Below are 12089 nucleotides of genomic sequence, written 5' to 3' on the forward strand. Positions count from 1 at the left end.
ATCAGCCAGCCACCAGCCAGGCCAGCAGCCCCACCGCCGCTGCAGCGGCCGCCACACGCCGCGCGAACTGCGGCGCATAGGTCAGCAGCAGGCCCAAGGCCAGGGCCGCAAAGGTGAGCAGGCCCAGCCAGGCGGCCACGGCCACCGAGGCATTCCAGCGCAGCAGGCAGGGCGCCAGCGATAGGGCCAACAGCGCGTAGCCGGCCAGCCGCCAGGCCTTCAGGCGCGCGGGTGCCAGGCCTTCGGTGCCCAGTTGGTCCTGGTGCCGGTCCATGGAAGCGGCAATGACGGCAAAGCCTGCAAAGGCCAGGCAAAGGGTGGCAAGAATCATCATGACGGGCGCTCCAGCGTGGAGGCATGGCTGGCGGCGCGGGCTTGCGTGCGGGGGGCTGCAGGCGCTGCAGCCGCTGCCGGCTTGCCGCGCAGCAGCCACCAGGCCACCACGCCGTGGACGGCGGCCAGGCCCAGCATCAGCAACTCGAAGCTGGCGATGCTCCACTGCCCGTTGGCCATGGTTTGCACCAGCGATGCGCCGCCCGTCAGCAGGTTGAGCAGGGGCAGCAGCGCATACAGCACGGCGGCCAGCGCCATCTGCTGCAGCCAGGCATTGCGGTGCGAGACCCGCAGCGGATGCAGCAGGCACAGCAGCCAGATCAGGAAGAAGCCGTTGATCTCCCAATCACTGCGCGCCTGCATGGGCACGGGCAGCAGGCGGTTGAGCCAGAAGAAGCCGGCCACGGCCACCGACAGGCCCGCGATGGAGCCCACGTTGAGCACCTCCACCAGCCGGTGGCCGAAGGGCGTGCGGCCCAGCTTGCGGCGCTCGGGCATGCGCTTGACCACCCACAGCACCATGCCCGACGCGGCCATGAAGGTGCCGACCACGCCGCTGAGCAGCAGCAGCCAGCGCATGGCCGGCTCGGCAAAGCGGCCCAGGTGCACGCCGGTGATCACGTTGCCGGTGGCGCGCACCCATGAGATGGCGGGCGCCTCGGGGCTGGCCTGCAACTGGCCGGTCACGCCGTCGAAGCGCAGGGTCTCGGACTGGCCGCGGTTGATGAGGCTCATGCCGCCGCCTTCGCGCAGCTCGACCACCGCGCGCGAGGTGCCGGGCGCGTTGACGGTAATGCTGCCCACGCCGTGCTCGGGCCAGCGGCGTGCGCCCTCGGCCATCATGGGCGCGATATCGGCCAGCGCGGCGGCCTGGCGCTCTTGTTTGCCACCGCGCGCGCCCGGGCCCTGGTTGGCCGCCTGACCGCGCGCACCCCGCACATCGGCGAAGTAGGCATTGGTGTCGCCGTTGTAGGCCGCCTGTATGCCCCAGGGCATGAGCATGAACATCAGCAGCACCAGGCCGCTGAAGGTGATGACGATGTGAAACGGCAATGCCAGCACGGCCGTGGCGTTGTGCGCATCCAGCCAGGAGCGCTGGCCCTTGCGCGGGCGGAAGGTGAAGAAGTCCGTGAAGATCTTCTTGTGCGTGATCACGCCCGTGATGATGGCCACGAACATCAGCATGGTGGCGAAGCCCACGATCCAGCGGCCCCAGATGCGCGGCATGGCGTGCAGCTCGAAGTGGAAGCGGTAGAAGAAGTTGCCGGCGCGTGTCTCGCGCGGCTCCAGCTTCTCGCCCGTGGCGGCGTCGATCTCGGCGCGCTTGGTGCCTGCGCGGCCCGTGGCGGCGCCGGGCTCTCGCCAGGATGCGGCCACCGCCGCCTGGCGCGGGCCGGGCAGGCTCAGCGTCCAGGTCGTGGCCTCCGGCGCGATGCGCTGCATGGCCTCCAGTGCGCGCTGCGCGGTGTCGGCGTCCTGCACCGAGCCGTGCAGCTCCGGCCGCATCCAGTCGTTGATCTCGTCGCGGAAATAGCTCAGGGTGCCCGTGAAGAACACCGCGTAGAGCAGCCAGCCCAGCAGCAGGCCGCTCCAGGTGTGCAGCCAGGACATGGACTGGCGCAGTCCCTCGGGTTTGCCGTCTGCCCTCATGCGGCGGCTCCGTTCGACAGCATCCAGGCCAGAAGTCCCAGGCCCGCGCCCGGCAGGCCGATCACGGCCCAGGCGCGCCAGGCGCTGGCGCAGCCAAAGGCCCACATGGCCGCCACGGCGTAGATGATGAACGCCAGCAGGGTCGAGCCCAGCGCCGCATCGGCCCGTTCCACGCCCAGCCAGACCATGGCGCGCGCGCCCGTGGCGGCGCAGGCGGCCGACAGCAGATAGCCGCCGCCGATCGCCGCCAAGGCGCGCGAGGCCACGGCCACGCGGTAGCGCAGCAAGGATGGAGAGGACCCTCCCGGGGTCGAGGCTTGCATGGGGATGACCTTTCTTGCGGATCGTTGCCCGTCATGGACGCCGCGGCCGCAGCGCAGGCCCGGACGGACAAAGGCGCCACAACAGTTCAAGGTCTGTGCGGCGCCGGGCGTTGGCCGCGCGCCTGAAGCACGCCGCCCTTCAAAGAGCGGGAATGATAATGATTTTTATTACCCGAGTCATTTAAAGAAATGCAAAGCCGGCCTCCTGCCACCGGCCCCAGCCATCTCCCAGGCGCCTGTTCCCCTATCGCGCCCGCCCCGCCAGCCAGCGCCCGCCGAACTGGTTGATCACCATGCCCGCCAGCACGGCCAGCGTGCCCATCCACTGCATCAGGGTGGGCCGCTCGCCCAGCAGCAGCATGGCCGAGACCAGGCCCACCACCGGCACCATCAGAGACAGCGGCGCCACCGTGCCGGCCGCATAGCGCTGCAGCAGGCGCGTCCACAGGCCATAGCCCAGCAGCGTGGCCAGCAGCGCCAGGTACAGGATGGAGGCCACGGCGGTCAGGTCGATCCCCGCCAGTTGCTGCACGACCGTATCCGCGCCATCGGTCCAGACGGCCAGGGCCATCAGCGGCGCGATGGGGAAGATGCTGCTCCAGACGATGAAGGGGAAAGGCTCGTAGGGGCCGCTGCGCGCCGCATAGCGCGTGATCATGTTGGACACGGCCCACATGCAGGCTGCGCCCACGGTCAGCAAAAAGCCGGCCAGCGTCATGGCGTTGTCGCCCTCGCCATGGGCGCTGCCAATGGCAACCAGCCCGCCCAGCGACACCACCAGGCCCAGCCAATGCCACAGGCGCGCGGGCTCGCCCAGCAGGAAGGCGGCCAGCAGCAGCGTGACGAAGGCCTGCGTCTGCAGCACCACCGAGGCCATGCCGGCCGGCATGCCCAGCTTCAGGCCCAGGAACAGCATGCCGAACTGGCCCACGCCCTGCACCAGCCCATAGGCGGCCAGATAGCGCCAGCCCACCGACTTGGGCGGGCGCACGAACAGCAAAAAGGGCAGCGACGCCACCACGAAGCGCAGCGCGCTCAGCAGCATGGGCGACAGCGTCAGCAGACCGAACTTCATGGCCACGAAGTTGGTGCCCCAGATCAGGATGACCAGCAGCGCACGCGCCCAGTCGCCACGGCTCAGGTGCTGCGCCGTCATGCCCTGCCCTCGGTGCAGCGGGGCCTGCAATGGTCAGGGACAGCGGCCGGCAGCACCGGCAAGGAACAGGAAGAAGGCATGGCGGGCAATGGGCAAAAAGAAAAGGGGCGGATCACATCCGCCCCCGGCGTTTGTACCACCGCAGCCCGTGCGCTGCCGGGCGGCCGTGGCTCGGCCCTGCGTTTCAGTCCGCCGCGTAGTCGATGGGGTCGTGGGCATGCTGGCGCCCCAGCGCGCCGGCCATGGCCAGCATGAAGGCCAGGCCGCGCCGCACATCGGGCTCGCGTGCCATGCGCATCAGGCCGATCAGGGTGGGCGTTTCCTCCATGGCCTGCACCTGGGCCGCCGCCATGCGTGCGGCATTGCCCGCGGCCCAGGCCCCGCCCACGCCATCCTCGAAGGCCTTGGCGACCTTCTCGACCATGTAGTCGTCTGCCATGTCCACCAGGTCCGCCGTGGCCGACAGCAGATCGACCACGCGGTTCAGGCGCCGGCCCGCCAGCAGCGGCTCCAGCTTGCCCATCAGTTCGGCCAGCCCCTGCAGCGCGGCGTCGTCCTGCAGCAGGCCGCCGGCGGCGGGCTGCGCCACGGGAATGTCGGAAGCGATGTTCATCTCGGTGCTCCTTGTCTTCGTGCTTGGAATGACAATGCAAAGGCCCTGGCCTCAGACCAGGGCGCGGGCCACGGCCCAGTACATGCCGCGGTTGAAGCCCTTGCGCATCATCGAGCCGACCTTGGTCGGCGGCGTGGGCTTGACGTCGACCTGGTAGTCGTACCAAAGCGGCATGCCGCCGTCCAGGCCCATCTGGGCGATGGCCACCACGCGCCCGTCGTAGGCATCGCTGGTGCGGCCGAAGCGGATCTGCGAGGCGATGTTGTTCACCACCACAGGCGACTGGTTGTGGCAGGCGCCGCCGGCCTTGCTCACCGGCAGGTCCACCGTATCGCCCAGCACATAGACATGGCTCTGGCCCAGCACCTGCATGGTCTCGTGGTCGGTGGGCAGCCAGCCCTCGCCGTCCTGCGCCTGCGACAGGCCGCAGTCGCGCACGGCCTGCACGGCGCGTATCGGCGGCGTGGCCATGAGGATGTCGAAGTCCTCGGCCTGGCCCTCTTCCGAGTGGGCCACCTTGGCCTCGGGGTCCACGCGCGCCAGCGTGAATCCGCGCTGGTGGCGAATGCCGCGCTGCTCGAACACCGTGGGCAGGATCTCGCAGGTGTCCTTCTGCAGGAACAGGCAGTTGCGCAGCAGCTGCGAGACCGTGGGATAGGTGTAGACGATCTCCACCTTGTCGCGCACGCCGCGCCGGCGCAGCAGGTCGTCCAGCATCAGCGTGGTCTCTATGGGCGCGATGCCGCACTGGTGCGGCACATTGGGCGTCTTGGGAAAGGTGACGGTGACGAAGATGCGGCCCTTTTCTATGCGCGCCAGCTTGTCGGCCAGCTGCCGCGCGGGCGCGTGCTGGTAGAAGTGGTCGCCGGCCTCGGCCAGGCCTTCGATGCGCTCGGGCGAGGGCACGCAGCCCGTGGAGATCACCAGATGGTCGTAGCCGAAGCGCTTGCCGCTCCTGCAGTGCACGGCGTGCAGCGCGAAGTCGAAGCGCTCCACCTCTTCCACCTGGAAGTCGATCTCGGGCCGCAGCAGGCCGCGCTGCCTGCGCCGCAGCTCGTCGCGAAAGAAGGCATTGAAGGCCACGTACATGAAGGCCGGCTTGTAGTAGTGCCAGGGCGAGTTCGACAGCATGGTGATGCGCACCTTGCCCGTGACCACCTCCGGATACAGCTTGCTGACCAGGTGGTTGGCGGTCATGGTGCCGCCAATGCCCCCTCCGATGATCAAGATGTGATGCGCCATCCCTGCTACTCCTTGTGCTGTCGCCTCAGTGGAACAACCGCTGGCGCCGCACGGCGCCCGCGCCGGAAAATGCGCCGCTCAGTCAGGCTTGAGCGATCGCCACACCCCGTCCCAGAGCGCGTCGAACAGGGGCTCTATGGGCGTGTCGATGATGCCGTCCAGCCGCAGGCAGATCATGCGGATCGCGCTGCCGTACATCAGGCTGGCCGCCACCATGGGCTCCATCTGGCGGATCTCGCCATCGGTCATGCCGGCGAACACGAAGCCGCGCATGCGCACGAAGGCCGAGGCCGAGCAGATGGCCTGCTCGTCGGGCAGAAACTCGCGGTGGCGCGCATTGACCACGAAGCCCATGGCCTCGGGCTCGGCCTCGGCCAGCCCGAACAGCATGCGCAGCACCTCGCGGCAGCGCTGGGCGCTGCCCGCGTGCCGCTCCTCGATATCGTCGAGCAGCACATTCATGCGCGCCAGCAAATGCCGGTACAGCTCGCGCGCAATGCCTTCCTTGTCGGCAAAGTGGTTGTAGAAGAAACCGATGGACACGCCGGCCTCGGCGCACAGGTCCTGTATCGAGGTATTGAAGAAGCCCCGCTCCACGAACAGCCTGAGCGCCACGCGCAGCGTCTGCACATGGCGCGAACCCGCATGCGGAAAGAAGGTCCAGGCCTCGTCTTGCATGGGAAATGATCGTAGAACGAATCTTCATTCTATTTTTCACAAGCACTTGCAAACTACACCAGGGTTTTCCTGGACCTTGGCCTCAATCCATCAGCCGGAGTGCCTCGGCAAGCGATGCCACGTTGGCAATGCCCAGCTTTTCGTAGATGGAGCGGATCTGATTGCGCACCGTGGCAGGAGCACGCTGGAGTTGGACTGCAATCTGCTTGTGGGTCAGGCCCCGGACCACAAGCCGGGCAACCGTGGCTTCGCGGGGGGACAGCCCGTCGGCTGCGCACCGGGGGCGCGCTCGCAACCACAGCAGACCGTGCTGCGTGAACAGCGTGATGACCAGGGTGTGGGCCACCAGACGATGGGCGCCGCCCTGTGCCGCAGTCTGCACGGCCGCAGGCAGGCGAGGACCTTGCCAGCCCGGCCATTCGGCGCGCAAGGCGTGCTCGAAGACGACGTCCATGTGGTGGATGATGCCGCGCGGGTCTGCCAGTGCCGAGCCCAACCGATCACGGGCCAGGCCCTGCCGAAGCTGCCCCAGATGCGTGAGGCGGTTGAGTTCCAGCGCCTGCTGCACATGGGGCAGCAGCGCGGCCAGCAGTTGGCGCTCGCCCTCGGTGCAATGCGCATCCGTGCGGGCGCGAAACAGCGTGAGCCAGCGCGTGTAAAGAGTGCTCGGGTTCAGCATCCCGCCGATGAAGAAGTGCGACTGCTCGAAGCGCCTGCCGTAGTCGCGCAGCGCCCCCTGATGCCGGCCACTGAACCAGGTCCTCGCTTCGAAGGCCAGCGTCTCGCTGGGATGCATGGTGACGGCCTGCGCCGCCGTGTCCAGGTGCTTGACCTCTTCATAGGCCTGCAGCATTTCGGGCGGCTGCCGGTGAAGGTGGATGGTGTGGATATCGATGCCGGCCGCCGTCATGGTGGCCGAGCCCCACATGGCCGAGTCGAAGGGCAGCACGGGTTTGAGCAGGTCCAGCGCCTGGTCCTGGAAATGTTCGACAGGCTGCTCGTGCGATAGCCGGTAGAGGTTCAGCAGCAGGTGGTTGTATGCAGCGTCCATGGCGGCTTGCCTGCCTCTCTTCGATACGTTGAGATCGACTGCACGGGCGGGTGTTGCGCGAGCCGTGCCCTCTTGCCCCACCCCGGCAGCGCTTCAGGATAGTGCAATTGCATCATTTTGTTTGTTGCGTGTCACACATAGAGTTGGCTTGCCACCCACATTCCTGCACCGACACCATGCAAATCCACCCCAGTGCATCCACTTCCTTTCCCGCCGTGCGCCCTTTGCTGCTGTGCGGCCTTGTTGCAAGCCTCTATGCCTGTGGAGGAGGCAGCGGCGGCACCGACAGCGGCGGGGGCACCGGCGGCGGCACCGTGACACAGCCGGCCATCACGCTGTCAGGCACCGTCGCCATCGACCAGGCCGTGCGCAACGCTGCAGTCTGCGTGGATCTGAACGCCAATGCAGCCTGCGACACGGGCGAGCCCAGCGCAGCGGCCACCGGCAGCGACGGCACGTTCAGCCTGACCTATCAACCCGGCGATGCGGCAGCCACCGCTGCCTTCAACCAGGCTCCCGTGCTGGCTCGCATCACACCCGAATCCGTGGACGCTGCGGACCCCACCAGCACCGCCACAGCCAAGGCGTTCGTGCTGTCTGCACCGGCTGGCAAATCCGCGCAGATCAATCCACTGACCAGCCTGGTGCAAAAGGCCATCGCGGCCGGCACGGCCAGGGAAGTGGCCGAGGCTGCAGTGGCCCGCCAGCTCGGCATCGACGCCGCCAGGATCTACGACTACCAGAGCGACGCGGCCTCCAGTGCCGCCGTGCTTGCGGATACCGCGCGCACAGCCGCCAAGGTCACCGCCTACGCGCTTGAGTTGGGCGTGCCTATCCAGGTGACGGCACCTGGCGCAGCGGCCGTGGCATCGAACCAACTGGCGTTCCTGAACTATGGCAACGCGCAGAACTACTCCGTGCGTGAACGCAGGTCCGACGGCGTCGTCCAGGCAGACGGCTTTGCCCACCAGTTCGAGACACGCAGCGGAAAAACCAACGGTGCACCCAGTACGCAGGAAGCGCTGTTCCCGTCCGTCACGCTCACCAGCACCGGATGGACGCGCTGCGACAATTCCGTTGCGCGCCTGACGACACAGGGGGTTCCCTCGCGCACGCTGCTGTGCAACCAGTCCACCGCCTACCTGGGCTTTACCACCGCTTCGCAGGACGTCAGCGGCAAGCCCATGGCCGAAGTCATCACGCAATTGCGTGCCGGAGACACAACGCTGCAGGCCGAGGGCATCCGCCATGACCGCTCCATCGAAATGGACCCTGCCACGCTGGGCTCGGCCGTCTTCCCGCAGGGCGCACAGATGCGCACTGCACTGTCGGTGCAGTTGAACCGGTCGCCGGCCTTCATCAACAACACGGCCACGGACCGCTTCGGCTTCGCCACGCTGGAAGCCATGATTGCCGGCCGCCCGGCCAGCGCGGTGAACCTGTCGACTCCAGCCACCGTGCGCGCCTCGACAGTCGGGGCGGCGGGGCCGGTCGATGCCAACCATGTGTTGCGCGTGGCCTTCATCGATGCGGCCAACGCCCAGTTCTACAGCTGTGAGTCCACCCCTCCGGCCTACAGCGATCTGGGCGCCTGCACCGTGCATTCGCAAAGCGCGTACACCCTCTCCACCTCCCAGGGCGTGCGCCTGCTGAGCTTTGCCGACTTCCCTGGCAAGACCTTCATGCAAGGCGTGACGCGGGGCTATACGGAATTCGACGGCAGCGTATTCGGCTATCGCCTGCCTGCCGCCATTGCCAGCGAAGACCAGGCGCTCAGCTATTCCACCCGGCTGAACGGCGTGGCCTGGGCTGCCATGAAAACGGTTCTGGGCATTGAGTGAGCCTTGCAGCCGGGAGCGGGCATTTCAAGCAAGGGATGGGGCGAGGCATCCCACGCGGCGCCCCGCAGCCGCGCGGGACGGCATGCCGGGCATGCGTGCCTCAGCTCTGTCCTGCGGGACCGTAGAATCCGCGCGCAGCCATTGGAGACAGAGACAACAATGACGGGCTGCACACGAATCCGACCCAAAGGCTTTTTGCAAATGCAACTCCCCATCCACGTCATCGACGCATTCACATCGGAACGATTCAAGGGCAATCAGGCCGCCGTCGTTCCCCTGGATGCATGGCTTGCCGATTCCACGCTGCAGGCCATTGCCGCAGAGAACAATCTCTCGGAAACCTCGTTCCTGGTCTGGAGTGCCGATCGCGACGCCTTCGAGATCCGCTGGTTCTCCCCGCTCACGGAGATCGCGTTCTGCGGCCATGCCACGCTGGCAAGCGCCTTCGTGCTGTTCGAGGCCGACCCCGCGCTGCGCAGCATCACGTTCTGGGCCGCTGCCGTGGGCAAGGTCACCGCCACGCAGGAGGATGGCGGACGCATCGTCATGACCTTCCCGCGCCGCGATGCCAAGCCGCTGGATGAGGTGCCGGCCGCGCTGCGCGAAGGCCTGACGCCCGCGCCCACGGCCTATCTTGTGAACCAGCAGGCCTACGTGGCGGTCTACGCCGCCGAGGCCGATGTGCTGGCCGTCAAGCCGGATCTGGAGCGCCTGAAATCGCTGGGGCCGCTGGATGTGGTGGTGACGGCGCCTGCGGATGCGGGCGCCTCGTATGACTTCGTCAGCCGCTACTTCTGGCCCGCCAATGGCGGCGAGGAAGATCCCGTCACGGGCTCCATCCATGCGGCGCTTGCGCCTTACTGGGCGGGCAGGCTGGGCAAGAACCGTCTGATCGGCCACCAGGCATCTCACCGCACGGGCACGCTGTTTTGCGAAGTGACCGATGCCAGCGTCGAGGTGGCAGGCCACTGCGCGCGTTACCTGACCGGAACGATCACCGTCTGACTGCGGGCCCGTCCCGATGGAGTCGACGCGGAGGGCGCATCAGCGCCGCAGGCAGCGGCCGGCGCCATCGATCAGGCGGGCCATTTCCCTGTCCACGCCCAGGTCGGCGCAATAGGCGCCAGCCCCGCGCAGTGACAGATCCAGAGTGGCAGGCTCGCTCCAGGAAACTTCGGCCCTCAGCCGAAAGCCTGCCACATTGGGCACGCCGTAGTCGGCCGTCTCCAGCACGCCCGCCCGGCTGTCGCGGATGGCATGGCCGTTACCAAGGTGGTAGGCGCCCTCTTCGCCGGCCACGGCTTCGTCAAGGCAGGCAAAGGCCTGCTCGACCGAGGCGCCTTGGGGCAGGACCAGCGACGCGGTTGTGCCTGGGCCCAAGGCATCGCACATGCCTGCAGAGATTGCGCAGCCGCTCAACAGGCCTGCAAGGCCCAGTACCCATATCCGCATTCACGCTTCCTTTCCAGAGGCCATGGAATCCGCGGCAGTGTATCGACCCGGCCGCGGCGCCGGGCTCGCAATGCGCAGGGAATAGTCTCTCGCCTTGCCGATACCCCCGAGACACGCAGGTACCATCCGCGCATGAGTACCCACTACGAATCCCTGTCGCAAGCCGACGCCTACCGCGACGCCTTCGACGTGGAAGCGCCCGCGGCCAGCGAGCGCAACATGACGCCGCGCAAGTCCGGCTTTTTCATCCGCAGCGTCGCCGTGGCTGCAGAGGCAGCCGCTGAACAGGCAGAACCTGCAGCTCCCGACACACCGCCTGCAGCACCCACCACTGCCGCACGCGAGCTGGTTGCCGCCCAATGGGGCCTGGTGCCGCACTGGGTGAAGTCAGCTTCGGACGGCCGGCTGCGCGCGCTCAAGCTGGTGAATGCGCGCTCCGAAACGGTGTCCACGGCCCAGGCCTTCCGCGATGCCTGGCTCAATGGCCAGCGCTGCATCGTGCCCATGGCCGCCTTTTTCGAGGATGACTACCGCAATGGCAAGGCCCTGCCCACGCGCATCTCGCGCATCGACGGCAAGCCCATGGGCGTGGCCGGCGTGTGGGCGCAGTGGACGGGCCCGGACGGCGAGGTGCTGCTGAGCTACGCCCTGCTCACGGTCAACGCCAACAGCCATGCGCTGCTGCACCGCTACCAGCAGCCCGGCGCGGAAAAGCGCATGCCGGCGATTCTCAACGAAGGCGCCTACGACGCCTGGCTCAACGCGCGCGTGGAAAAGGCGCGCGAGTTCATGCGCCAGTACCCCTCCAACTGGCTCACCGCCAACCCCGTGGAGCGCAAGGCCGACAAGCGGCCTCCAGGCCTGATGGGCTGATGGGCTGATGGGCTGATGGGCTGACGCATGGGCCTTGTCCCGCGCGCTACGGCGCCTTGGGCAACGCGTTGATGGAGCGCAGGATGTCGCGCGTGATGGCCTGGCGCTTGGGCAGGTCGGCCAGCCGGTGGGGCGTGTCCATGTTCATGGCGAAGAACACGGGGCCGGCAGGCCATTCCACCCAGCCCACCCACCAGCCGATACGGCCCGTCCAGCCGGTTTTGGCGCGCAGTATCCAGTCGGCGCCGGCCTCGTTGACCATCACGTCCTTCACCAGCCGCTGGTGCTCCACCGGCAATGGCAGCCGATTGCGGTACAGCCGCTGCAGGAAGGCAACCTGTTCCAGCGCCGAGATGGCCAGATCGCCTTCCACCCAGAACGGCTGCTCGCCCGTGGCCAGCGCATTGCCGTAGTCGATCTTGCGCATGTAGGCAGCCTCACGCGCACTGCCAAGCTCCCTGGCAAAGCCTTCGTACACCCAGACGGTGGAGTTGCGCATGGCCGAGCGCAGGTCCTGAGCGGCATTCCAGGCCGGCAACTGGCGCTTCACGCCATCCCAGGCAATGCGCTGGAATTCATCCCGCACCAGGCCGGCGTCCAGCGCGAACAGGCTGTGCGGGATCTTGAAGGTGGAAGCGGGCGAGTAGCGCCGCGCCGCGCGTTCACGGTTGTGGACGTAGACGGCTTCGGCCGGGCCTCTGGCATCGACCACGACGATGCTGCCATCGACCTTGGCATCGGCAAAAAAGCGGGCCCACTCGGGCCTGTCCTGCAGTTCGGCAGCCGCCAGCGCCGCCTGTGACAGACAGGCGAGCAGCGCGGCGCACATCAGATTTCTTCGATTCATGCCGGCAGTTTAAGAGCTGCACCACCGCAC

The 12089-nt window shown here is 67.5% G+C and carries 13 protein-coding genes; 3 read left to right on the forward strand and 10 right to left on the reverse strand.

Annotated features, from left to right (window positions below; all coding sequences use genetic code 11):
* Window position 1 precedes the first annotated feature (1 nt).
* The 8 genes from ACF8ML_RS26695 to ACF8ML_RS26730 form a co-directional block, all read right to left on the reverse strand.
* Window positions 2-334 (reverse strand): DUF3325 domain-containing protein, encoded by a 333-nt coding sequence (locus ACF8ML_RS26695; RefSeq protein WP_026062781.1) that lies wholly within the window; start codon window positions 332-334, stop codon window positions 2-4.
* Complete coding sequence (locus ACF8ML_RS26700) at window positions 331-1983, reverse strand: PepSY-associated TM helix domain-containing protein (protein ID WP_392408411.1); 1653 nt, start codon at window positions 1981-1983, stop codon at window positions 331-333. Before ACF8ML_RS26700 ends, ACF8ML_RS26695 begins: the two co-directional genes overlap by 4 nt.
* The gene (locus ACF8ML_RS26705) at window positions 1980-2306 is read right to left on the reverse strand and encodes a DUF3649 domain-containing protein (RefSeq protein ID WP_012204261.1); all 327 of its coding nucleotides are present in this window, start codon (window positions 2304-2306) and stop codon (window positions 1980-1982) included. The genes ACF8ML_RS26700 and ACF8ML_RS26705 overlap by 4 nt, the downstream gene beginning before the upstream one ends.
* A 244-nt stretch (window positions 2307-2550) precedes the next feature.
* Entirely contained in the window at window positions 2551-3462 is a 912-nt protein-coding gene (locus ACF8ML_RS26710; protein WP_012204260.1) for an O-acetylserine/cysteine exporter, read from the reverse strand.
* A gap of 184 nt (window positions 3463-3646) precedes the next feature.
* Window positions 3647-4075: a DUF1641 domain-containing protein gene (locus ACF8ML_RS26715; protein ID WP_012204259.1), complete on the reverse strand. Its 429-nt coding sequence runs from the start codon at window positions 4073-4075 to the stop codon at window positions 3647-3649.
* Between the two features lie 51 nt (window positions 4076-4126).
* The gene (locus ACF8ML_RS26720; RefSeq protein ID WP_392408413.1) at window positions 4127-5317 is read right to left on the reverse strand and encodes an FAD/NAD(P)-binding oxidoreductase; all 1191 of its coding nucleotides are present in this window, start codon (window positions 5315-5317) and stop codon (window positions 4127-4129) included.
* Between the two features lie 78 nt (window positions 5318-5395).
* The gene (locus tag ACF8ML_RS26725; protein WP_012204257.1) at window positions 5396-5995 is read right to left on the reverse strand and encodes a TetR/AcrR family transcriptional regulator; all 600 of its coding nucleotides are present in this window, start codon (window positions 5993-5995) and stop codon (window positions 5396-5398) included.
* Window positions 5996-6077: 82 nt separating this feature from the next.
* On the reverse strand, window positions 6078-7046 hold the full coding sequence (locus tag ACF8ML_RS26730; protein WP_016449747.1) for a LuxR C-terminal-related transcriptional regulator: 969 nt from the start codon (window positions 7044-7046) through the stop codon (window positions 6078-6080).
* 176 nt (window positions 7047-7222) lie between these two features.
* Here ACF8ML_RS26730 and ACF8ML_RS26735 point away from each other — a divergent pair, with 176 nt between their 5' ends.
* On the forward strand, window positions 7223-8887 hold the full coding sequence (locus ACF8ML_RS26735) for a hypothetical protein (protein WP_026062782.1): 1665 nt from the start codon (window positions 7223-7225) through the stop codon (window positions 8885-8887).
* Window positions 8888-9088: 201 nt separating this feature from the next.
* The gene (locus ACF8ML_RS26740; protein ID WP_392408415.1) at window positions 9089-9892 is read left to right on the forward strand and encodes a PhzF family phenazine biosynthesis protein; all 804 of its coding nucleotides are present in this window, start codon (window positions 9089-9091) and stop codon (window positions 9890-9892) included.
* A 39-nt stretch (window positions 9893-9931) separates the two neighbouring features.
* On the opposite strand, the gene ACF8ML_RS26745 is transcribed toward ACF8ML_RS26740, so the two are convergent.
* Window positions 9932-10267 (reverse strand): hypothetical protein, encoded by a 336-nt coding sequence (locus ACF8ML_RS26745; RefSeq protein WP_392408416.1) that lies wholly within the window; start codon window positions 10265-10267, stop codon window positions 9932-9934.
* A 204-nt stretch (window positions 10268-10471) separates the two neighbouring features.
* On the opposite strand from ACF8ML_RS26745, the gene ACF8ML_RS26750 reads away from it, so the two are divergent.
* Window positions 10472-11212, forward strand: a complete 741-nt coding sequence (locus ACF8ML_RS26750; protein WP_034391396.1) for an SOS response-associated peptidase — start codon at window positions 10472-10474, stop codon at window positions 11210-11212.
* Window positions 11213-11258: 46 nt separating this feature from the next.
* Here the strand turns inward: ACF8ML_RS26750 and blaOXA are convergent, their stop codons facing one another.
* Entirely contained in the window at window positions 11259-12059 is an 801-nt protein-coding gene (gene blaOXA, locus ACF8ML_RS26755) for a class D beta-lactamase (RefSeq protein ID WP_392408417.1), read from the reverse strand.
* Between the last annotated feature and the right edge of the window lie 30 nt (window positions 12060-12089).

The organism is Delftia sp. WSY_10 (genome assembly GCF_043104705.1).
GTDB classification, from domain to species: Bacteria; Pseudomonadota; Gammaproteobacteria; order Burkholderiales; family Burkholderiaceae_C; genus Comamonas; species Comamonas tsuruhatensis.

Bases quoted from the DNA above. Each gene is read 5' to 3' on its own strand.
- ACF8ML_RS26735 (WP_026062782.1), top strand. From the start codon at position 7,223: ATGCAAATCCACCCCAGTGCATCCACTTCCTTTCCCGCCGTGCGCCCT.
- ACF8ML_RS26700 (WP_392408411.1), bottom strand. From the start codon at position 1,983: ATGAGGGCAGACGGCAAACCCGAGGGACTGCGCCAGTCCATGTCCTGG.
- ACF8ML_RS26695 (WP_026062781.1), bottom strand. From the start codon at position 334: ATGATGATTCTTGCCACCCTTTGCCTGGCCTTTGCAGGCTTTGCCGTC.
- ACF8ML_RS26720 (WP_392408413.1), bottom strand. From the start codon at position 5,317: ATGGCGCATCACATCTTGATCATCGGAGGGGGCATTGGCGGCACCATG.
- ACF8ML_RS26725 (WP_012204257.1), bottom strand. From the start codon at position 5,995: ATGCAAGACGAGGCCTGGACCTTCTTTCCGCATGCGGGTTCGCGCCAT.
- ACF8ML_RS26705 (WP_012204261.1), bottom strand. From the start codon at position 2,306: ATGCAAGCCTCGACCCCGGGAGGGTCCTCTCCATCCTTGCTGCGCTAC.
- ACF8ML_RS26730 (WP_016449747.1), bottom strand. From the start codon at position 7,046: ATGGACGCTGCATACAACCACCTGCTGCTGAACCTCTACCGGCTATCG.
- ACF8ML_RS26740 (WP_392408415.1), top strand. From the start codon at position 9,089: ATGCAACTCCCCATCCACGTCATCGACGCATTCACATCGGAACGATTC.
- blaOXA (WP_392408417.1), bottom strand. From the start codon at position 12,059: ATGAATCGAAGAAATCTGATGTGCGCCGCGCTGCTCGCCTGTCTGTCA.
- ACF8ML_RS26710 (WP_012204260.1), bottom strand. From the start codon at position 3,462: ATGACGGCGCAGCACCTGAGCCGTGGCGACTGGGCGCGTGCGCTGCTG.
- ACF8ML_RS26750 (WP_034391396.1), top strand. From the start codon at position 10,472: ATGAGTACCCACTACGAATCCCTGTCGCAAGCCGACGCCTACCGCGAC.
- ACF8ML_RS26715 (WP_012204259.1), bottom strand. From the start codon at position 4,075: ATGAACATCGCTTCCGACATTCCCGTGGCGCAGCCCGCCGCCGGCGGC.